Source organism: Agrobacterium cavarae (assembly GCF_004310285.1).
GTDB classification, from domain to species: Bacteria; Pseudomonadota; Alphaproteobacteria; order Rhizobiales; family Rhizobiaceae; genus Agrobacterium; species Agrobacterium cavarae.
On sequence record NZ_SISF01000031.1, the window covers coordinates 294,796 to 317,035 of the forward strand.

The 22,240-nt window shown below is 59.8% G+C and carries 11 protein-coding genes; 5 read left to right on the forward strand and 6 right to left on the reverse strand.

The window, feature by feature from the left end; genetic code table 11:
• Positions 1 to 2 precede the first annotated feature (2 nt).
• The gene (locus EYC79_RS14790) at positions 3 to 1,142 is read right to left on the reverse strand and encodes a M20 aminoacylase family protein (RefSeq protein WP_130978609.1); all 1,140 of its coding nucleotides are present in this window, start codon (positions 1,140 to 1,142) and stop codon (positions 3 to 5) included.
• A gap of 592 nt (positions 1,143 to 1,734) precedes the next feature.
• Between EYC79_RS14790 and EYC79_RS14795 the strand changes: the two genes are divergently transcribed.
• Positions 1,735 to 10,227 (forward strand): glycoside hydrolase family 94 protein, encoded by an 8,493-nt coding sequence (locus EYC79_RS14795; RefSeq protein WP_130978470.1) that lies wholly within the window; start codon positions 1,735 to 1,737, stop codon positions 10,225 to 10,227.
• A gap of 89 nt (positions 10,228 to 10,316) precedes the next feature.
• Here EYC79_RS14795 and EYC79_RS14800 read toward each other — a convergent pair whose 3' ends face one another.
• The gene (locus EYC79_RS14800) at positions 10,317 to 10,976 is read right to left on the reverse strand and encodes a YggS family pyridoxal phosphate-dependent enzyme (RefSeq protein ID WP_130978471.1); all 660 of its coding nucleotides are present in this window, start codon (positions 10,974 to 10,976) and stop codon (positions 10,317 to 10,319) included.
• A 300-nt stretch (positions 10,977 to 11,276) separates the two neighbouring features.
• On the opposite strand from EYC79_RS14800, the gene leuS reads away from it, so the two are divergent.
• Genes leuS through holA form a run of 3 tightly spaced genes read left to right on the forward strand, consistent with a single transcriptional unit; the run spans position 11,277 to position 15,492 of the window.
• The gene (leuS, locus tag EYC79_RS14805; RefSeq protein WP_130978472.1) at positions 11,277 to 13,907 is read left to right on the forward strand and encodes a leucine--tRNA ligase; all 2,631 of its coding nucleotides are present in this window, start codon (positions 11,277 to 11,279) and stop codon (positions 13,905 to 13,907) included.
• Positions 13,900 to 14,445, forward strand: a complete 546-nt coding sequence (locus tag EYC79_RS14810; protein ID WP_162744383.1) for an LPS assembly lipoprotein LptE — start codon at positions 13,900 to 13,902, stop codon at positions 14,443 to 14,445. The genes leuS and EYC79_RS14810 overlap by 8 nt, the downstream gene beginning before the upstream one ends.
• 9 nt (positions 14,446 to 14,454) lie before the next feature.
• Positions 14,455 to 15,492: a DNA polymerase III subunit delta gene (holA, locus tag EYC79_RS14815; RefSeq protein ID WP_113225106.1), complete on the forward strand. Its 1,038-nt coding sequence runs from the start codon at positions 14,455 to 14,457 to the stop codon at positions 15,490 to 15,492.
• A gap of 83 nt (positions 15,493 to 15,575) precedes the next feature.
• Here holA and fdxA read toward each other — a convergent pair whose 3' ends face one another.
• The 4 genes from fdxA to EYC79_RS14835 form a co-directional block, all read right to left on the reverse strand.
• Positions 15,576 to 15,914, reverse strand: a complete 339-nt coding sequence (fdxA, locus tag EYC79_RS14820) for a ferredoxin FdxA (RefSeq protein WP_062444698.1) — start codon at positions 15,912 to 15,914, stop codon at positions 15,576 to 15,578.
• A 157-nt stretch (positions 15,915 to 16,071) separates the two neighbouring features.
• Positions 16,072 to 16,488 carry an RNA-binding S4 domain-containing protein gene (locus EYC79_RS14825; RefSeq protein ID WP_130978473.1) on the reverse strand — a complete coding sequence of 139 codons (417 nt, stop codon included), beginning with the start codon at positions 16,486 to 16,488 and terminating at the stop codon, positions 16,072 to 16,074.
• Between the two features lie 4 nt (positions 16,489 to 16,492).
• Complete coding sequence (locus tag EYC79_RS14830; RefSeq protein ID WP_130978610.1) at positions 16,493 to 19,570, reverse strand: helicase-related protein; 3,078 nt, start codon at positions 19,568 to 19,570, stop codon at positions 16,493 to 16,495.
• A gap of 352 nt (positions 19,571 to 19,922) precedes the next feature.
• The gene (locus tag EYC79_RS14835; RefSeq protein ID WP_112359173.1) at positions 19,923 to 21,137 is read right to left on the reverse strand and encodes a ubiquinone biosynthesis hydroxylase; all 1,215 of its coding nucleotides are present in this window, start codon (positions 21,135 to 21,137) and stop codon (positions 19,923 to 19,925) included.
• A gap of 92 nt (positions 21,138 to 21,229) precedes the next feature.
• Here EYC79_RS14835 and tesB point away from each other — a divergent pair, with 92 nt between their 5' ends.
• Entirely contained in the window at positions 21,230 to 22,114 is an 885-nt protein-coding gene (gene tesB, locus EYC79_RS14840) for an acyl-CoA thioesterase II (protein ID WP_062424735.1), read from the forward strand.
• Positions 22,115 to 22,240: the final 126 nt, after the last annotated feature.

Below are 22,240 nucleotides of genomic sequence, written 5' to 3' on the forward strand. Positions count from 1 at the left end.
TCTCAGCGCGCCTTCAGAAAATCTTCTGCAAGCTCGACCCAGAAGGCGGTGCCGATCGGGATGATGTCGTCGTTGAAGTCGAATTTCGGGTGGTGCAGCGGCGGGTCGTTGTCGGTGCGCTTGGTGCCAAGGAAGAAATAGGAGCCAGGGCGCTTCTCGAGCATATAGGCGAAGTCTTCTGCCCCCATGGTCGGGCGCTCCATTTCCAGAACCTTGTCGGCACCGGCAAAGCGCGTTGCGAGCGCTCGAACGTAATCGGTTTCCGTCTTGTGGTTGACTGTCGGGCTGTAGCCGCGCTCATACTCCAGTGTCACTCTCATGCCGTAGCTGGAAACCTGCCCTTCGGCGATCATGCGAATGCGCTTTTCCAATTCGTCGCGGGCTTCCGGATCGAAGGAACGGATGGTGAGCAGCATTTCCGCCGTCTCGGGGATGACATTGCTCGCCTTGCCGCCGTGAAAGGCACCGACGGTGACCACCGCCGGCATCAGCGGATGCACGTTGCGCGACACAACCGTTTGCAACGCCATGATGATGCTGGCGCCGGCAACGATCGGGTCCGAGGCGCTTTGCGGCTCCGCCCCATGGCCGCCATAGCCATTGACGGTGATCTTGCACTCATCCACTGCCGCCATGACGGGGCCGTCGCGCAGGACGAAATGGCCGAAGGGCTGGCTCGGATCGTTGTGCAAGGCAAAGACCGCATCACAGGGGAAGCGGTCGAAGAGGCCATCCTCGATCATGATACGCGCCCCGCCAAAATTCTCTTCCGCCGGCTGGAAGATCAGATGGATCGTGCCGTCGAAGTTGCGGCGCTCGGCGATGATCTTTGCGGCACCCAGCAGCATCGCCGTGTGGCCGTCATGGCCGCAGGCATGCATCATGCCGGGGGTTTCGCTTGCGTAGTCCGCGCCGGTTTCCTCGTCAATCGGTAGGGCATCGATATCGGCGCGAATGCCAACGCTGCGGTTGCTTGTGCCGTTGCGCAAGGTCGCGACGACACCAGTGCCGGCCAAGCCCCGTATTACCTCATAACCCATCTCCGCCAGGCGTCCTGCAACGAAGTCGGATGTCTTGAATTCAGACAGGCCGATCTCCGGATTGCGATGCAGATAGCGGCGGATTTCAACCACCTCTTCCATGACGTTCGACGAAGAGGACAAGGTGACGGGGTGTAGGGTCATGCTGTGCTGTTCCGTAGCTTTGTCGCAGCAGACGAGCTGCCGGAGACGTTCTTCAAGCAGCATGGATAGCAATATCGCGCGCTCTTGATAAGGCCACGTCGTCGTCCGTCAGGATTTGTCGTCTTGCGCAGCGATGAAACAGATGGCATGGAACTGAAAATGCCTTGAAACATTCAAAACCTTCTGGTCACATCAGTTCAGGAAGACGAATGCCAAGCAGGTATGGGGAGATTTCAGGGAAGGCAGGGACGATTTCGCGCGGAGGAGTTTGCGAAATGTCCGGCACCGGCGCGAGGCGCCCTCGCGTGACGATCCATTCTCGAGAAACTATTGATATTATATACTGAAATACGCACCCCCCGATTTCACCATGTCGGGCGGTAAGATTTGTCCTCGCTACCGTGTGCTGGTTCGCGGTGGTTCAGCAAAGGTTCAGGATCAGCGCGAAATAAAGCTTGCCACATTGTTTCACTCTCGATGAGAACTCTGAAACAGTTAAGGGTTAAAGACTAGCCTAAAGCACTTCACTCAGGGTCCAGAATACGAGCCGATGTCATTTCATATAACGCCGCCCGCCGCCGCCCGTGATTCCGAAACCAAGCAGATCGATCACAACGACTCGATCCGGTCCGTCTATTTCAATATAGACGAGCTGAAGGCTTGCGGATCGGACCTGTCTCAATCGGGCTCCCCTGCCCTCCCAGGCTTTATGGAATTCGACTTCTTCGCGCGCCACCGCGAAAACGAGAAGGAGATTCTGCGCGTCTATCGCACCACAGCGGTGGATTCGGAAAATGGCCTGACGATTACGCCGGCTGCGGAATGGCTGCTCGACAACCATTATGTGATTGAAGAGGCGATCCAGGAAGTCCGCCGCGACTTTCCGAAGAAATTCTATCGCCAGCTACCGACGATGCGGGTCGGCAATGCCGAGGTCCCGCGCGCGCTGGCGCTGGCCTGGCTCTACGTCGCCCATACGCACAGCACGGTGTCGCGCGAAAGCCTGACTGCGCTTGTCGAAGGTTTCCAGACCCACAAGACATTGCAGATCGGTGAAATCTGGGCGCTGCCGTCCTTCCTGCGCTTCGTGCTGATCGAGAACCTGCGCCGCATCTCCATTCGTGTAGAGCGCTCGCGTCGCATGCGTCACAAGGCCAATGAGGTGGTGGACGAGATTATCCGCCTCAACGATGCCGAGCCATCGGCGGAATTCCTCAAGCAGATCGACCCTCTGGTGGACGATCCGACATTCGCGACCCAATTCCTCTATCGCCTGAAGAACGGTTCGCAGACCTCGAACTTCGCCCTGAACTGGCTCGAGGAACGCCTCCACAGCGTCGGCACCGACGCCGAAAACGTGATGATGGCGGAGCATAATCGCCTGGCATCCGGCAATGTGACGATGGGCAACATCGTCAGGAGCCTGCGCGAGATCGACGATACCGAATGGTCCGTCTGGTTCGAAGATGTCAGCCATATCGACAAGGTTCTGCGTGAGCAGACCGACTACGAAACGCTCGATTTCGGCTCGCGCAATACCTACCGCAACAATGTCGAACTCCTGGCGCGCCGCTCTCCGAAAACCGAAGTCGAGGTGGCCCAGCTTGCCGTCGACATGGTGGCGGAAGCTGCCAATTCCAAGGATGCCTATCCGCATCAGCCGAATGTCGGCGCCTTCCTCGTCGGTCAGCGCCGCAAGGAGCTGGAGCAGCGCATCGGCTATAACCCGTTGTTTGCCCAGCGTGTGGTGCGCACCATGCGCCGTTTCAACTGGCTTGCTGTCGCCGTCCCGGTTCTGGTCCTGACGGCGATTGCCATGCTGGCGGTCGGCTGGTTCCTGGCTGAGGCTGGCATGCCCTGGTATGTGGTCAGCGCATTCCTGCTGATGTTCGCGCTTCCGGCGTCCGAAGGTGCCACGGGCCTCTTCAATACGCTTGTGACCTTCTTCGTCAAACCGTTCCGCCTTGTCGGTTACGAATTCAAGAACGGCATTCCCGAAGATGCCCGCACGCTGGTTGCCGTGCCCTGCATGATCACCAGCCGCGATGCGGTTGACGAAATGATCCGCAATCTCGAAGTCCACTATCTCGCCAACCCGCACGGCGAAATTTACTTCTCGCTGATCAGCGACTGGCGCGACGCGCAGCAGGAGCAGACCACCGAGGATGTCGAGCTTCTGGAATACGCCAAGCGCGAAGTGGCGACGCTGTCTGCGCGCTACGCCTTCGACGGCAAGACCCGCTTCTTCCTGCTTCACCGCCGCCGCATCTACAATCCGTCCGAAGGTTGCTGGATGGGCTGGGAGCGCAAGCGCGGCAAGCTGCACGAGCTGAACCTGCTGCTTCGCGGCGACAAGGACACGACCTTCCTCAATGGCGCCAATACGGTGCCGAAGGACGTCAAATACGTCATGACGCTCGATGCCGATACGCGCCTGATGCGCGACGCGGTCACCAAGCTCGTCGGCAAGATGCATCACCCGATCAACCGTCCGGTCCACGATCCGGAAACCGGTCGCGTGATCCACGGATATGGCCTGTTGCAGCCGCGCGTAACCCCGTCGCTGACGACCGGCAAGGACGCGTCGGTGTTCCAGCGCGTCTTTTCGATCAGCCGTGGTATCGATCCTTACGTCTTCACCGTGTCGGATGTCTATCAGGACCTGACCGCAGAAGGTTCGTTCACCGGTAAGGGCCTTTACGACGTCGACGCTTTCGAAAAGGCTCTCAAGGGGCGGATCGATGAAAATGCCGTTCTGTCGCACGACCTTCTCGAAGGTTCGTTCGCGCGTTGCGCCCTGGTGACCGACGTCGAACTCGTCGAAGACTTCCCGACCCGTTACGAGGTGGAAGTCTCGCGTCAGCATCGCTGGGCGCGTGGCGACTGGCAGCTGCTTCCCTACATTCTCGATCCGGCGCGCGGCGTTACCGCGCTTGGTCGCTGGAAGATGATCGACAACCTGCGTCGCTCGTTGACGCCGATTGCATGGTTCGTTGCCTCCGTTCTCGGCTGGTACTTCATGGACCCGTTCGGCGCGTTGATCTGGCAGATCCTGCTGATCTTCTCGCTCTTCGTTGCGCCAACGATCTCGCTGCTCTCCGGCCTCGTTCCGCGTTCGACCGATATCGTGCCACAGGCGCATTTCCATACGATCTGGTCGGAAATCCGCGCCACCAATGCGCAGGTCGCGCTTCGCATCGTCTTCATTGCCGATGGCGCCTGCATGATGGCGGATGCCATCGCACGTTCGCTCTACCGCCTCTTCGTCAGCCGCAAGCTGATGCTGGAATGGCGCACGGCTGCCAGCATTCAGTCCAGCGCGCAGGGCAGCGTCTTCGATTATTACAAGCAGATGTGGCATGCTCCTGTCGTAGCCCTGCTTGGCCTGCTCTTTGCAGCGCTTCCCGGCGATAACGCCTTCCTCGTCGGCATTCCGTTCGCGCTTCTGTGGGTCTTCTCGCCTGTGGTTGCCTGGTATGTCAGCCAGTCGGCGGAAACCGAAGACCGGATGTTCGTCTCCGAGCATGTGTCGAGCGAGTTCAGAAAGATCGCGCGTCGCACGTGGCGTTACTACGAGATGTTCGTCAACAAGGACGAAAACTATCTGCCGCCGGACAATTTCCAGGAAACACCGACGCCGGTCGTTGCCAGCCGTACGTCGCCGACCAATATCGGCGTCTATCTGCTGTCGACGATTTCTGCCCGACAGTTCGGCTGGATCAGCTTCTCCGACACCATCGAGCGTCTGGAAAAGACCATCGAGACGGTCGAGAAGATGGAGAAGTATCGCGGTCACCTTTACAACTGGTACCACACCGATACGCTTCAGACGCTTGGCCCCCGCTACGTCTCTGCGGTGGATAGCGGTAACCTTGCCGGTCATCTGATCGCGATTTCGTCTGCCTGCCGCCAATGGGCGGAGGCACCGTCTGCACATCTTCAGGGCAATCTCGACGGTATCGGCGATGTCGCCGGCATCGTCCGCGAAAGCCTGAAGGAGCTGCCGGACGATCGCAAGAACCTGCGTCCGCTGCATCGTCGTCTGGAAGAGCGCATCATCGGCTTCTCCAACGCGCTCGCCTCCGTCAAGCGCGAGCATGAGTTTGCCTCTATCCGCGTCATCAATCTTGCCGTGTTGGCGCGCGACATTCAGAAGCTTGCCGCCAATCTCGATCTGGAAGTGAAGTCCGAGCAGAGCGCGGAAATGACGCGCTGGGCTCAGATGCTGGTGGATTGCTGCGAGGCGCATATTTCCGATAGCGCCTTCGATCACTCGACCATCGATTCGCTTCGCGAACGGCTGGCTTCGCTTCGTGATCGCAGCCGCGATCTTGCCTTCTCCATGGATTTCGGCTTCCTCTACCGCAAGGACCGCCGCCTGCTTTCCATCGGCTACCGCGTGGAAAGCCAGGAACTGGACGAAGCCTGCTACGACTTGCTGGCTTCCGAATGCCGTCTGACCTCGCTCTTTGCCATTGCCAAGGGCGATCTGCCGACGGAGCACTGGTATCGTCTCGGCCGTCAGGTCGTGCCGATCGGCGCACAGGGCGCGCTGGTCTCCTGGTCCGGCTCGATGTTCGAATATCTGATGCCGCCGCTCGTCATGCAGGAGCGTCAGGGCGGGATTCTCAACCAGACCAACAATCTGATCGTTCGCGAACAGATCAATCACGGTCGTCGCCTTGGCACACCGTGGGGTATCTCGGAAGCGGCCTTCAATGCCCGCGACCATAATATGAACTACCAGTACACCAACTTCGGTGTGCCGACGCTTGGCCTCAAGCGTGGTCTTGGTCAGAACGCGGTCATTGCGCCCTACGCCTCGATTTTGGCGGCGCAGTACGACCCGGATGCAGCCCTCGAAAACCTGGAAAAGCTGCGCAAACTCGGCGCGCTTGGTCGCTACGGCTTCCATGATGCTGTCGACTTCACGCCAACCCGCGTGCCGGATGGCAAGGTCTGCGCTGTCGTCTATAACTACTATGCTCACCACCATGGCATGTCGATTGCGGCTGTCGCCAACGTCGCCTTCGACGGTTTCCTGCGTGAACTCTTCCACGCAGATCCGGTGATCGAAGCGGCCGAACTTCTGCTGCAGGAAAAGGCACCGCGCGAAGTGCCGGTGATGAGCGCCAAGTACGAGCCGGAAACACCCGGCAAGGAACAGGCCGATCTGCTGCGGGCTGAAATCCGCACCGTCACCGATCCCGCCATCCGCGACCGCGACGTGGTGTTCCTGTCGAATGGTCACTACTCGACGATGCTGACGGCAACCGGTGCCGGTTATTCCAAGTGGAACGGCCAGGCGGTGTCCCGCTGGAAGGCCGATCCGACGGAAGACCGTTGGGGCACGTTCCTGTTCCTGCGCGATACCACGACCGGACAATGGTGGAGTGCGACAGCCGAACCCCGTGTCGCCGAAGGCGAGACGACCAAGACTGTCTTCATGGACGACCGCGCGGAATTCCACAAAACCGTGGGCGATCTGCAGAGCGTCGTTGAGTGCATTGTCGCCACCGAGCATGATGCCGAAGGCCGTCGCATCACGCTTCTGAACGTTGGTACGGAAGATCGCTTCATCGAAGTGACCTCCTATCTCGAGCCGGTCATCGGCAAGGAAGATGACGACAACGCCCATCCGCTCTTCTCGCGCATGTTCGTGCAGACGGAGATCGGCAAGCGTGGTGACGTCATCCGCGCATGGCGCAACAAGCGCTCGCCAAGCGAACCCGGCACCATCATCGCCCATCTGGCGGCAGACAATGCCGGCTCGTCGCGTGCGACCGAATACGAGACCGATCGTGCCAAGTTCATCGGTCGCGGCCGCACCCTTGCTGAAGCGGCAGCCTTCGATCAGGGTGCCTCGCTCTCCAATTCGGATGGCTTTACGCTTGATCCAATTCTGTCGCTGCGCCGGGTCGTTCGCGTGCCGGCCGGCAAGAAGGTCAGCGTGATCTTCTGGACGATCGCGGCCCCTGGCCGTGAGGATGTCGACAAGGCGATCGATCGTTACCGCCATCCGGATGCCTTTGCCCATGAACTCGTTCATGCGTGGACGCGCACCCAGGTGCAGATGCGCCATGTGGGCGTCACCTCTCAGCAGGCAGCAGCCTTCCAGCATCTCGGTCGCTATCTCGTCTATCCGGACATGCATCTGCGTGCCGATGCCGAGACGCTCAAGACCGGGCTTGCCTCGCAGCGTTCGCTCTGGTCGCTGGCCATCTCCGGCGACTTCCCGATCTTTGCGCTGCGCATCAATGACGACATGGACATGGATATCGTCCGTGAGGCGTTGAGCGCGCATGAATATCTGCGCTCGCGTGGCGTGATCTTCGATCTTGTCATCGTCAATGAACGCGCAGCCTCCTATGCGCAGGACATGCAGCATGCTCTAGATCATATTTCCGAAGCGCAGCGCCGCATCAACCCGGCAGATGGCGGTCGCCCGCACGTCTTCTCGGTGCGCCGCGACCTGATGGATGAGGAAACCTGGGCAGCCCTTCTTGCCGCCTCGCGCGTCGTGCTGCACGTCCGCAACGGCAAGATCGTCGACCAGGTCAATCGGGCCGTGTCGCTGTTTGCCGCCAATCGCGGACCGGACAGCGCCAATACGGCTCTTGCTCGCGTGCCCGCGCCGGCCTATCCGGTTGCCGATCCCGTCGAGGACACCAACGATCTCGATTTCTGGAACGGCTTTGGTGGCTTCACCAAGGATGGCCGCGAATATGTCGTCCGGCTCAATCGTGGCCAGGCGACGCCGCATCCGTGGATCAATGTCATCTCCAACGAGAAATTCGGCTTCCATATCTCGGCAGAAGGCGCCGGCTTTACCTGGAGCCGTAATTCGCGCGACTACCAGTTGACGCCATGGACGAATGACCCGGTCACCAACCGCCCAGGCGAAGCGATCTATGTCGCCGATGCCGAAAGCGGAAAGATCCATTCGCCATTCGCTGCCATCGGTCGCAATTCGGAAGCCGTCTTTGAAGCCCGCCACGGCCTTGGGTACTCCACCTTCCGCAGCGTGGATGATGGTCTCGACATCGAGGTGACGCAGACGGTGGACCGTGAGAAGCCGGTGAAGCTCTCGCGCCTGACGATTCGCAACGTCGGTACGCAGAACCGCCGCCTGAAGACCTATGGATATGTCGAATGGGTGCTGGGCAACAATGCCCAGAAGTCTGCGCCGTTCATTCTCAGCAGTCTTGATGAGGAGACGGGCGCGCTCTTTGCCTCCAATCCGTATAGCATCGACTATAATGAGAGAACGTCGTTCCTGTCGCTTGATGGGCCATCGACCAGCTTCACCACCAGCAAACGGGAATTCATCGGCCGCTTCGGCACGATCCATGCCCCGCAGGCGGTGGTCACGGGCGCTGCTCTTTCCGGCGGCACGGAACTCGATGGCGCGCCATGTGCGGCATTGATGCAGGAAGTTCATCTGAAGCCCGGTGAAGAACGCCATGTGCTCTTCTATCTCGGCGACGCCGATACGGTGGATGAAGCGCGCGCACTGGTGAAGGATATCCGCAGCGCGGATTTCGACACGGTGCTTCAGGCCAACAAGGATTTCTGGAAGGGCTTTACCGGCCAGTTGCAGGTATCGACGCCGGATGCCGGCTTCAACCACCTCGTCAACACCTGGCTGCCTTACCAAGCCTTCTCCTGCCGCATCCTGGCGCGTACGGCTTTCTACCAGTCGAGCGGTGCCTTCGGTTTCCGCGACCAGTTGCAGGATACGCTTGCCTTCCTGCTCTACCAGCCGGATCTTGCCCGAGCGCAGATCATTCGCGCTGCTGGTCGTCAGTTCGTCGAAGGCGACGTCCAGCATTGGTGGTTGCCGCTGACCGGTGCCGGTGTTCGCACCACGATCTCAGACGACGTGGTATGGCTTGCCTATGCCACCTATCAGTACCTCGTCACCACCGGCGACAAGGCGATCCTCGAGGAGGATATTCCGTTCCTCAAGGGTGCGGCCCTGATGCCGGGCCAGCATGACGCCTTCTTCCAACCGGAAACGAGCGAGAAGACGGGAAGCCTCTACGAGCATGTGGCGCTGGCGCTTGATCTTGCCATCCATCGCACCGGCGAAAACGGTCTTCCGTTGATGCTCGGCGGTGACTGGAACGACGGCATGAACCTCGTCGGTATCGGCGGTAAGGGCACCAGCGTATGGCTTGGCTGGTTCCTGGCCGGTACGCTGCGCGACTTCATCGCCATCGCCGAGGAACGCCGCGATCTCGACCGCGTCGAAAGGTGGAAGTCGCACCGCGACAAGCTGCGTGCGGCACTCGAAACAGCGGGCTGGGACGGCGACTATTACCGTCGTGGCTATTTCGACGACGGTACGCCGCTCGGCTCCTCCTCTAGCGAGGAGTGCCAGATCGATTCGCTCGGCCAGAGCTGGAGCGTGCTTTCCGGCGAAGGCGAGGCCGATCGTTCGCAGCAGGCCATGAATGCGGTGATGAGCAAGCTGGTGGACGAGGATCTCGGCATCATCCGTCTCTTCACCCCGGCTTTCAGCCGCACGCCGCACAATCCCGGCTACATCAAAGGATATCCGCCGGGCGTTCGTGAAAATGGCGGTCAGTATACCCATGCCGCAACTTGGGTGGTGCTGGCGCTTGCCAAGCTCGGACGCAGCGAGGATGCATGGAAGTGCTTCTCGATGCTGAGCCCTGTCAATCATGCGCTCAATCGTGAGGCATCCGAGACCTACCGTGTCGAGCCCTATGTGGTTACGGCGGATGTCTATGGCGAAAACGCCTATGCCGGCCGCGGCGGCTGGAGCTGGTACACGGGCTCCGCCGGCCTGCTTTACCGTGCCGCAGTCGAAGGCATTCTCGGTATCACCCGTCACGGCGGCAAGCTCCATATCGCGCCTTCGCTCCCGGAAGCCTGGGATGGTTTCTCCGTCCAGGTAACGATCGACGGAACTGCCCGTGATGTTTCGGTCAAGCGCACCGCGGGCTCTTCGGACATCGCCGTTACGATCGACGGCAAACCGGTGAAAAGCACAGATCGCGCCATCCCGTTCGACTGAACGGGATAAGGCTCGAAGGGCTCTTCAAATAAAAAGCCACGGCGCTGCAAACGCCGTGGCTTTCTCGTTCTTGGAGAGCGTTGTCGGTGTCAGCGTGTGCCAAACAGAGCCGAGCCGACGCGCACGCTGGTGGCACCGAATTCGATTGCCGTCTCGAAATCGCCGGACATGCCCATGGAGAGCTTTTCCACGTCGCATTCCCTGGCGAGCTTTGCCAGCAGCGCGAAATGCGGACCGGGATTTTCGTCTGCTGGCGGAATGCACATCAGGCCTTCAACGGTGAGCTTCAGCTCATCGCGGCAGAGCTTGACGAAGGCTGCGGTCTCGCGCGGATCGAGCCCTGCCTTTTGCGGCTCCAGCCCGGTATTGACCTGCACGTAAAAGCGAAGCGCCTTGCCCTGCTTGCCGCATTCGTCTGCAAGCACGCGAGCGATCTTCTCGCGATCGACGCTTTCGATCACGTCGAACAGCGCCACGGCGTCGGCTGCCTTGTTGGATTGCAGCGGGCCGATGAGATGAAGCTCGATATCCGGCGTCTTCCCCTTCAGCGCCGGCCATTTGCCCTGCGCTTCCTGGACGCGGTTTTCGCCGAAGACGCGCTGGCCGCAATCGATGACCGGCTGAATGGCGTCACCATCGAAGGTTTTCGAGACGGCAACCAGAGTGACATCGGCGGCCTTTCGGCCTGCCTTTTCGGCTGTGGTGGCAATCCGCTCCTTGATGTCGGCAAGACGGGCTTCGATGTCCATGGGAGGCCTCTGTTCTATCTCAAACGATGATCTGCTCGTCCTACAGCATCGGCCCGAAAATCGGAATCGATTTTCGGAAAGCACGATGCGTAGATAAAAGAAGATAGAGCGTCCTTTGTGCGTCCAATAGGACGCACGGCGCTCTAAAGCGGGTGGCGCTTGATGCCAAGCATGATTGTCACCATTTAAGCGCTGTATTCCAAGTTTGCGCCCCCTAACGCCCTGCAAAACTTGACGCATCGGTCGTTTCATGGTGAAGGTCACCGCGCATTACCCCCTCGATACCCGGATTTCAGAAGTATGGCCATCGAACGTTATAATCCTCGCGACGCCGAGCCGCGCTGGCAGCAGCAATGGAACGAAGACAAGGTCTTCGTCACAGATAATAGCGACAGCCGCGAGAAATATTACGTCCTTGAGATGTTCCCGTACCCATCCGGTCGCATCCATATGGGCCATGTGCGCAACTATGCGATGGGCGATGTGGTCGCCCGCTACAAGCGCGCGCGCGGCTATAACGTGCTGCATCCCATGGGTTGGGATGCCTTCGGCATGCCGGCGGAAAACGCCGCCATGCAGAACAAGGTTCATCCAAAGGACTGGACCTACCAGAACATTGCCACCATGCGTGGCCAGTTGAAGTCCATGGGACTGTCGCTGGACTGGAGCCGCGAATTTGCGACCTGCGACGTGGATTATTACCACCGTCAGCAGTCGCTGTTCATCGACTTCATGCAGAAGGGCCTGGTCTATCGCAAGCAGTCCAAGGTCAACTGGGACCCGGTCGATCATACGGTTCTGGCCAATGAGCAGGTGATCGACGGTCGCGGCTGGCGCTCCGGCGCGCTGGTCGAGCAGCGCGAGCTGACGCAATGGTTCTTCCGGATCACCGATTTCAGCCAGGATCTGCTGGACTCTCTGGACGAGTTGGATCAGTGGCCGGAAAAGGTCCGGCTGATGCAGAAGAACTGGATCGGCAAATCGGAAGGCCTGTCGCTGCGCTGGCAGACAGTGGCCGCAACGGCGCCGGAAGGTTTCGACGACATCACCGTTTACACGACGCGTCCGGACACGCTGTTTGGCGCTTCCTTCCTGGCGATTGCCGCCGATCATCCGCTGGCGAAAGCTTTGGCTGAAAAGAATGCCGAGATTGCCGAGTTCTGCGACGAGTGCCGTCGTCAGGGCACGTCTCTGGCTGCGCTGGAAACGGCTGAGAAGCGCGGCATGGATACCGGCGTCAAGGTCGTCCACCCGCTGGATCCCTCCTGGGAGCTGCCAGTCTACATCGCCAACTTCGTGCTGATGGATTATGGCACCGGCGCGATCTTCGGTTGCCCTTCGGGCGACCAGCGCGACCTGGATTTTGCCCACAAATACGGCCTGCCGGTTGTTCCCGTCGTCATGCCTGAAGATGGCGATGCGGCAAGCTTCACGGTTGGCGATACGGCCTATGTCGATGACGGGGTGATGATCAATTCCCGCTTCCTCGACGGCATGAAGACCACGGACGCTTTCGAGGCCGTCGTAACGAAGCTGTCGCAGCAGGTTCTGGGCAATGCCCCGCAGGCGGAGCGCAAGGTGAATTTCCGCCTGCGTGACTGGGGCATTTCGCGCCAGCGCTATTGGGGCTGCCCGATCCCGGTCATCCATTGCGAAGTCTGCGGCGTCGTGCCCGTTCCGAAGAAGGACCTGCCGGTCAAGCTGCCCGATGACGTCACTTTCGATGTGCCTGGCAACCCGCTCGATCGTCATCCGACATGGCGTCATGTCGCCTGCCCGCAATGCGGTCACGATGCGCGGCGCGAAACAGACACGATGGATACGTTCGTCGATTCCAGCTGGTACTTCACCCGCTTTACCGCACCCTGGGAAGATCAGCCGACCGATCCAAAGGTCGCCAATCGTTGGCTGCCGGTCGATCAGTATATTGGCGGCATCGAGCACGCGATCCTGCATCTTCTCTATTCGCGCTTCTTCACCCGCGCGATGAAGGAAACCGGCCATGTGGACGTGAAGGAGCCCTTCAAGGGATTGTTCACCCAGGGCATGGTGGTGCATGAGACCTATCGCCTGGGCGAAGGTCAGAACGGCCAGTGGATCGTGCCATCAGATATCCGCATCGAGGAAGTGGACGGCAAGCGCCGCGCCTACATGCTGGAAAGCGGCGAAGAGGTTGCCATCGGCTCCATCGAGAAGATGTCGAAGTCGAAGAAGAACGTGGTCGATCCCGACGATATCATCGCCTCTTATGGCGCCGATACCGCGCGTTTCTTCGTGCTGTCCGATAGTCCACCGGACCGCGATGTGATCTGGTCGGAAGCCGGTGTCGAAGGCGCGCATCGGTTCGTCCAGCGCGTCTGGCGCATCGTCGGCGAAGCCGCCGAGGAACTGAGGGCTATCAATGCAGCACCGGCGACGGCAGGCGAGGGCCTGGCGATGTCCAAGGCCGCTCACAAGACGCTGAAGGCTGTCCAGGACGATCTGGACAAGCTTGCCTTCAACAAGGCAATTGCCCGTATCTACGAACTGGTCAACACGCTGGCCGGCCCCCTGTCTGAGGTTGCCAACGGCAACAAGGACAATCAGGTAAAGGCTGCGGCGCGCGATGCGGTGGAAATCCTCATCCGCATGATTGCGCCGATGACGCCGCATCTGGCGGAGGAATGCTGGAAGGTGCTTGGCAATTCCGGACTGGTTGCGCAGGCGGCATGGCCGGTTTTCGTGCCGATGCTGGTCGAAGAGAACGAGGTCGTTCTGCCGATCCAGATCAACGGCAAGAAGCGTGGCGAATTGACAATCGCCCGCGATGCGGATCAAGATACCGTCCGCGCCGCCGTGCTGGAACTGGATGCCGTCAAAGCGGCACTCGCCGGTTCAGAGCCGAAGAAGATCATCGTGGTTCCACAAAGGATCGTGAACATTGTTGTTTGATGCCTATTCCAGATGGGGCCGCATAGCAGCCGCAGTGTCTGTCGTCGTTTTGTCCGGTGCGCTTGCAGGCTGCCAGGTTCGCCCGCTCTACAGCGTGGAATCCGGGACGCGTGAGAAGCTCGCCTCCGTCAGCTTTTCGTCCGCCGGCGACCGTATCACGCAAGAGGTCCGCAACCACCTGATCTTCCTCGCCTATGGTGGTGAAGGGGCGCCCGTGAAGACCGATTACCAGGTCAAGCTGGTGGTCACGTCCAGTGCAAGCTCCACCGAGGTGACGAACGATACGAGCCTGTCGGTCGGCAAAAGCAACTATGACGGTCCTTATCCGGGCCGCGTGACGATGACCGGACAATATGTGCTGACGCGCATGTCCGATGGTCAGGTGTTGCGGTCGGCCAAGCGCACCGTCACCGCCATGCTCGACCTACCGCAGCAGGAATTCGCCAAGATCCGTGCGGTCCGGGATGGTGAAAACCGCGCGGCGCGTGAATTGGCAGAGATCATCCGCACGGACATTGCCGCCACGCTCAGCCGATAAGCTGCGATCATGACGGAAATCAAGTCCCATGAATTCGAGCGCTTCGCCGACAATCCGGCGGAGCGTTTTCGCATTTTCGTTCTCTACGGACCGGATCGCGGACTGGTGTCGGAACGTGCAGCGGTGATTGCCGCAAAGACCGGTATCGATCCCAATGATGCCTTTGCTTCCCTGAAACTTGCCGTTACCGACCTTCAGGGCGACCCTGGACGGCTTCTGGACGAGGTGAATGCCATCGGTCTCTTCGGTGGCGAAAAGCTCGTCTGGGTCAAGGGTGCGGCCAATGAGAAGCCGCTGGTCGATGCGCTTCAGGTGCTGGCCGACAATCCGCCGGAAACGAGCTTTCTCATCATCGAGGCAGGGGATCTCAAAAAGGGCACAGGCCTGCGCAAGATCGCCGAGCCATCGCGCTCTATCGCCGCCATCCCCTGCTATGCGGATGATGCGAGATCGCTAAACACGCTGATCGACCATGAGCTTGCCGATGAAAACTTGAGAATCACGCCGGCGGCACGTCAGCGTCTGATCGAATCGCTTGGTGGCGATCGTATTGCCTCGCGCAACGAGGTGAAGAAGCTGGCACTCTATTGCCGCGGCCGGGATGTGATCGAGGAAGACGATGTCGCCGCGATTATCGGTGATGCCAGTGCCGTGTCTGCCGACGACGCCGTCGATGCGATCCTGAAGGGCGACCGCAACGGCTTCTTCCATGCCACGCAGAAGATCATCTCATCCAAGACGCCGATCTTCCTGGTACTGCAAGGGTGCCTCCGCCAGTTCCAAATGCTCGACCAGATGCGGGCCGAAATGGATGAGAAGAAGCTGCAGGCCGGCCAGGTGATGCAGACGCTTGGGCGCGGCATCCATTTTCGTCGTAAGCCGGTGATTGAGCGCGCGCTGCGCACATGGCAGCCAGCGGCGATTGCCAGAGAGATGAACCGCTTGCAGTCTGCCATCCTGCAGAGCCGCCAGCGCCAAAGCCTGGAGGAAAGCGTGGCGCTTCTGACACTGCTTGCCACCACACTCCAGGCGGGCAGGGGCAGCTGAGTCATTCCATCGATCGATAGGCATGAAAAAGCCTCCGCGGCGGATGCCGGGAGGCTTTTTAAAATCTCGAAGCGGCGAGCTGTTCAGTCGCCCTTGCCGGGTTCGGCGGAGAAATAGAGGTCGAGCTTGCCTTCGACGCCGTCCATCTCCTTGGCTTCCGGAAGCGGATCGCGCTTGACGGTGATGTTCGGCCAGATGGCAGCGTATTCAGCATTGATCTTCAGCCACTTGTCGAGGCCCGGCTCGGTATCCGGCTTGATCGCCTCGGCGGGACATTCCGGCTCGCATACGCCGCAATCGATGCATTCGTCGGGATTGATGGCGAGGAAGTTTTCGCCTTCGTAGAAGCAATCCACGGGGCAGACTTCGACACAGTCGGTGTATTTGCAGCGAATGCAATTGTCGGTCACGACATACGTCATGAAGAACTCCAGAATATGCAGGCCGGGTTGGTGGCTTTCAAACACAAGCCTTCGCCCGGAATTCAGACAGGGCATTTTCGCAAGTGAGGTAATGCCTTTATGACAAGATGGCAAGGACAAAGGATGCTGAAAAAAGGTAGCGACGTAGTCGTTTATTCTAATCCTCTGGGTTCTCGGCATCGGAGATGAACCTGTCCAGCGCCCGGCGTTCCTTCTTGGTCGGGCGGCCGCTGCCTGGCAGGCGCACCGCCTGCTCAAGCAAGGTCATGCGATCCTTGGGTTCGCGGGGCGGGGTCTGATCGTCATAGAGGAGCTTGGCCTCTTCGTAAGGCCCGCGGCGCTCGCCGGGTGCCTTGACGATGAGAACACGGTCCATTCGCTCGATTGCGATGTCCAGCCTGTCACCGGTTTTCACCATGTGGCTGGATTGGCGCACGGGCGCGCCGTTGACCTTGATATTGCCCGACTGGATGTAGCTCTGGGCTATCGAGCGGGACTTTGCCATACGGGCGAAGAACAGCCACTTGTCGAGGCGCTGACGCCCGGCTTCCAGTGGCTGTTCCTTAGCACCCATAGGCTTACTTCTTCAGCTGCTCCTTGAGAGCAGCGAGCTTGGCGAAAGGCGAATCCGGATCCATCGGCTTTTCCTTGCGCGGTGGCTTGGCCTCGAAACGCTGCTGACCCTGCGGCTTGCCGCCGCGATCATTGCGCTCCGGACGGTCCTTGCGCTCGCCACGATCGGGACGATCGCCACGGTTATTGTTGCCGCGTGCCTTGTTGTCAGGACGTCCGCCTTCTCGCTTGCGATCACCCTCACGGTTGCCGTCGCGATTGGCGTTCTGGCGATTGCCGGGACGACCTTCACCGCCTTCGCGACGCTCGCCTTCACCACGGTTGCCAGCATTGCGATTGCCCGGACGACGGTTGTCGCTGCGCTGGTTGTCGTTGCGGCCACCGGGGCGCCACAAGAGAACCGGCTTCGGCTCGGCATTTTCAGCCGCTGCCTCTTCAGGCTTTGCTTCTTGAGCCGTAGCTTCCTCGGACTTCGGCTCTTCAGCCTTCACCTCTGCTGGCGTTTCGGTCGCAGCTTCGGCAGACGCTTCCTGTTCGGATGCATCGGAAGCGTCGGCATCGTCACTTGTAGCCTCTTCGGCTGGTGCCGCTTCCGTCGCGCCTGCCTTCGCAGCATCACCGCTCTGGGCGGCGAGGAAGGTTGCTGCCTCCTCCGCGGAGACCTGGTCGGCGCGGTAGCCGAGACCCTTGAGGATCTCTTCCATGTCATCCAGCGTAGCACCCAGGATCGACAGCATCGCCGTCGTGGTGGTGAAGCGACGACCGTCATAGGCGCCCTCAGGGCGCGGCTGCTGGCCTGGCTTCCACTGCAGCAGCGGACGGATGAGGTCGGCCAGACGCTCGAGAATATCGATGCGCACAGCGCGTTTGCCAAGGAAACGGAAGCCGGCAAGCTTGTAGAACATGCGCTCGAAACCGGGATCGGTGACGACCGAGGTACGGCCGGCAGCCAGAACCGGGATGAGATCGCCATAGCCCGGCTTGCCGAGACCGTCATTCTTCAACGCCCAGAGCAGCGTCACGAGCTCGGCAGGCGCCGGCTTGAGAAGCGCTGGGAGAAAGACGTGGTAGGCGCCAAAGCGGATGCCGTAACGACGCATGGAGGCGCGCGCGTCCTGATCCAGCGTCTTGACCTCATCGGCCACATCGCGGCGGAACAGGATACCGAGATTTTCAACCAGCTGGAAGGCCAGACCCTTGGCGAGACCCTGCAGATCTTCGGCGCGAGAAATATCGTCGAGCGGCTTCAGAACCGTTGCGATCTGGTGATTGACGAAGCGCTCGATGCGGGCGAGCGCGTGGTCACGCGCATTGCCGCTCAATTGCTCGTCGGCCAGAAGGATGACACGCGGCTTCATGATGTTGTCACCGGCTGCCAGACGCGCCACGGGCTCACCGAGCCAGCGGACGAGACCGTCCGAGCTCATCGCCAAGTCGCCATTACCACTGGCATGGAGACGGGCGGCGCGCGCCTCATACTCCAATGCGAGCGCCTTTTGCGCTGCCGCCTGGACGGCCTTGGCATCTGGACCTTCGGTTCCCGAAACCGGGGTAAACCGGAATCCCGCCAATTGACCGATATGATGTCCTTCTACGAAGACATCACCATTCACACTGATTTCAGCTTCAAGCATCGCATTCTCTCTTAGGCGCCTCATGAGCACAGATGTCCTGCGATCAACAAAGCGTTTCGTCAACCTTTCATGTAGAGCATCGGACAATCGATCTTCGATTTCCCGTGTCTTTTCTTGCCAGTGTGTCGGATCGGCAAGCCATCCTGGGCGGTTGGATACATACGTCCATGTTCTGATCTGCGCAATCCTGGCGGAGAGCGTGTCGATTTCACCATCCGTCCGGTCGGCTCGGCGTACCTGTTCGGCCATGAAATTCTCGTTGACCGTACCGCGTTTGACGAGATCGAAATAGAGAGTAGAGATCAGATCGGCATGTTGTGCAGGCGCGATGCGGCGATAATCCGGCAAAGCGCAGGCTTCCCACAATCTTTCGACGCGCTCCGCAGTGGTCGTGACGTCGATGATCTCCGGGTAGCGCCCGAGATATTCGAGTGCCTGCTGATCGATGGCAGGCAAGGCGCGCGACAGACCCTGCACCGTGGGTGCCGCATCGAGGCTTGCCTGGAGATTTCTGATGGACGAGAAATCGAAGTTCTTAGTGCGCCATTGCAGCACTTTGACCGGATCGAACTCGTGTGATTCGATCCTTTCCACCAACTCGTCGTCCAGCGGATCGACGCGGCCTGTCACGCCAAAGGTACCATCACGCAGATGCCGTCCGGCACGACCGGCGATCTGGCCCATTTCAGCCGGATTGAGATTGCGGAACTGATAGCCGTCGAACTTGCGATCCTGGGCGAATGCCACATGGTCGACATCGAGGTTCAGACCCATTCCGATGGCATCGGTCGCCACCAGATATTCCACGTCGCCGTTCTGGTAGAGGCCAACCTGCGCGTTGCGGGTACGGGGCGACAGCGCACCGAGAACCACCGCAGCGCCACCACGCTGACGGCGTACCAGTTCGGCAATCGCGTAGACCTCATCGGCCGAGAAGGCGACGATCGCCGTGCGCTGGGGCAGGCGGGTGATCTTCTTCGATCCGGCATAGAAGAGTTGCGACAGGCGAGGGCGCTCCACCATGACGATGCCGGGCAGCAGCTTTTCGAGGATCGGCCGCATCGTGCCGGCACCCAGAAGCAGCGTTTCTTCCTTGCCGCGCAGATTCAGAATGCGGTCGGTGAAGATATGGCCGCGTTCCAGATCGCCCGCGAGCTGGACTTCGTCGATGGCGACAAAGGCGGCATTGGTTTCGCGCGGCATCGCCTCCACGGTGCAGACGGAATATTTGGCACGCGGTGGGGAAATCTTCTCTTCGCCGGTGATCAGCGCAACATTGTTGGCGCCCACCTTTTCCACCAGCCGCGTATAGACCTCGCGTGCCAGAAGGCGCAGCGGCAGGCCGATGACGCCACTTCCATGCGCCACCATTCTCTCGATGGCATAATGGGTCTTGCCGGTATTTGTCGGTCCAAGAACGGCCGTTACACCGCGGCCGCTCAAGATCATGGGGCGAAAATTCAACGTACTATCCGCGAAAACGACGATGCTGCTACTCTTCGGACACGGCGTGAGGGCGCCCGCATTTCAGTCTTCCCACACATGGCAATCGGCAAGGCCAAACGCAAGGACGAAAGCAGTTATCATCGGCGTCGCCCTTGAATTGACCGCTAATTTGGCACGCCAAAACCGCTTTTTGCTAAGAAACGCCAAAGGCGCAAGATTCGGAACAGGTTGAGAACGAATCAGAGACGAATCGCTGACTCTGCCAGATTCAGTCTTTGTTCACGGCAAGATGTGGCTTCCGCTTTACCGAAAGCCACCAGATGCTGAATCAGATGATGCTAAAAGACGATGCCGGCTACAAAGGTTGTCCCGCCAGCAATCTCGGTCCATTGCGGTCCGCCGTTCCGGCGGCCTGGCCGATGAAGTAGGACTTTAATGCGGGAATCCGATCAACGAGGCCCAGCCCGAAATCGCGCGCAACGCGGATCGGCCCGACATCATTGGAGAAAAGACGGTTCAACACGTCAGTGGTGACACCCATGCGCACCGTGTCGAAGCGGCGCCAGGACTGGTAGCGCTCCAGCACGTTGAGTGAGCCGATATCAAGCCCGATGCGATCGGCCTCGACAACGGTCTCGGCCAGTGCCGCAACATCCTTGAAGCCAAGATTGAGGCCCTGTCCCGAGATGGGGTGAATGCCGTGGGCGGCGTCGCCGGCAAGGGCGATGCGTGGCGCGACAAAAGCGCGGGCAAGCGTGAGGCCAAGCGGGAAGGCTCGGCGCGGACCGACGGGGCGAATGGGCCCGAGTTTGTGACCGAAGCGACGCTCGAGCTCTTCTTCGAAGATAAGATCGTCGGACGCGACGAGGCTGTCGGCATCTGCCGTGCGCTCCGTCCACACGAGTGACGAGCGGTTGCCCTTGAGTGGCAGGATGGCAAAGGGACCGGAAGGCAGAAAATGTTCTTCCGCGCAGCCATTGTGCGGCCGCTCGTGCTCCACAGTCGTGACGATGCCCGACTGATCGTAAGCCCAATGAACAGTCTTGATGCCGGCCATGTCGCGCAGCGCCGATTTCACGCCATCGCAGGCGACCAGCAGACGCGTTTCCAGCGAGGAGCCGTCGGAGAGCGAAATCTGATTGCTTTGCGGACCGGCGGAAAAACCGGTGACGCTGAGCCCATGGCGGATCTCGATGCCGAGCCGCTCGCACACTCCCCGCAAAGCACCGACCATGGCGACATTCGGGACCATATGCGCAAAGGGCTGGCCTTCCGCCACGTCGCCGTCGAAGGTGAGGAAGACCGGGCGAACAGGATCGGCCGTGCGCGAATCCGTCACGATCATCTTGTTGATCGGCTGGGCTTCCGGCTCCAGCTCCTGCCAGATGCCGAAGACATCCAGCATGCGGCTTGCGGCGGCGATGATCGCGGAGGCTCGGACGTCCTTCTTCCAGACGTCTTCCGGTGCGGCTTCGATGACCTGCACGCCAAGATGCGGCGCTGCCTGCTTGATGGCGACGGCAACGCTTAAGCCCACATATCCGCCCCCGGCAATCACGACATCAAGCATTGCGTCTTCTCCTGCGCCTTGCGTTCTTGTGCATATTCTTCTGCCATTATAGACCATCCCATCACGTCTTCATACAGCCGGAGCATGCCGAAATGTCGCATCCTTCTCATTCATCAAGCCCGATGGAAAATCTTCTCGCCACGCTTGATCTTGAAAAGCTTGAAGAAAATCTCTTCCGCGGCACCAGCCCACAGGTTGGATGGCAGCGCGTCTTCGGTGGTCAGGTCATCGCGCAGGCACTGATGGCGGCACAGCGAACGGTGGATGCGGACCGTTTTATCCACTCGCTCCACGCCTATTTCATGCGGCCGGGCGATCCCCTCGTGCCGATCATCTATCAGGTCGATCGCATTCGCGACGGTGCAAGCTTCGCCACCCGGCGCATTGTTGCCATCCAGCACGGTCATGCGATCTTTGCCATGTCGGCATCGTTCCAGATCGAGGAGGGCGGCTTTGATCACCAGAGCCCGATCCCGAACGTGCCGCAGCCGGAAAGCCTGATGAGCGAGGCGCAGTTGCAGGAGGCGTTTCTTGCCAATGCGCCACCTGCGATCCGCAAATACTGGGAGAACAAGCGGCCGATCGAAATCCGCCCCGTCTCGCTCACGCATTATATCTCGCGCGAAAAGCTGGAACCGAAGCAGGATATCTGGGTGCGCGCCGTCGGTGCCGTGCCGGATGACAGGCACTATCAGGCAGCGGTTCTCGCCTATCTTTCCGACATGACGCTGCTCGATACATCACTCTATGCCCACGGAACGACCATCTTCGATCCGACCATCCAGGTGGCGAGCCTCGATCACGCCATGTGGTTTCATCGCCCGTGCAAGTTGGAAGACTGGCTGCTCTACACGCAGGACAGCCCCAGTGCGTCCGGTGCCCGCGGATTGACCAGAGGCAACCTCTTTACCCGCGATGGCGTGCTTATCGCCTCGATGGCGCAAGAGGGCCTGATTCGCAAACGGGCAAATGACTAAAAAACGATCATTTTTTAAAAATCGCCTATAAATTGCTCGCCTAAAGCGCGAACAATTGCCCGTTTTGCCGCCTTATCTTTTATAGTCGTTACTTTTCAATAACTTATTCCTTGCCTGCCGAAACTG

Coding starts and splice junctions, on each gene's coding strand:
- EYC79_RS14790 (WP_130978609.1), bottom strand. CDS start 1,142: ATGGAAGAGGTGGTTGAAATCCGCCGCTATCTGCATCGCAATCCGGAG.
- EYC79_RS14795 (WP_130978470.1), top strand. CDS start 1,735: ATGTCATTTCATATAACGCCGCCCGCCGCCGCCCGTGATTCCGAAACC.
- EYC79_RS14800 (WP_130978471.1), bottom strand. CDS start 10,976: ATGGACATCGAAGCCCGTCTTGCCGACATCAAGGAGCGGATTGCCACC.
- leuS (WP_130978472.1), top strand. CDS start 11,277: ATGGCCATCGAACGTTATAATCCTCGCGACGCCGAGCCGCGCTGGCAG.
- holA (WP_113225106.1), top strand. CDS start 14,455: ATGACGGAAATCAAGTCCCATGAATTCGAGCGCTTCGCCGACAATCCG.
- fdxA (WP_062444698.1), bottom strand. CDS start 15,914: ATGACGTATGTCGTGACCGACAATTGCATTCGCTGCAAATACACCGAC.
- EYC79_RS14825 (WP_130978473.1), bottom strand. CDS start 16,488: ATGGGTGCTAAGGAACAGCCACTGGAAGCCGGGCGTCAGCGCCTCGAC.
- EYC79_RS14830 (WP_130978610.1), bottom strand. CDS start 19,570: ATGATCTTGAGCGGCCGCGGTGTAACGGCCGTTCTTGGACCGACAAAT.
- EYC79_RS14835 (WP_112359173.1), bottom strand. CDS start 21,137: ATGCTTGATGTCGTGATTGCCGGGGGCGGATATGTGGGCTTAAGCGTT.
- tesB (WP_062424735.1), top strand. CDS start 21,230: ATGTCGCATCCTTCTCATTCATCAAGCCCGATGGAAAATCTTCTCGCC.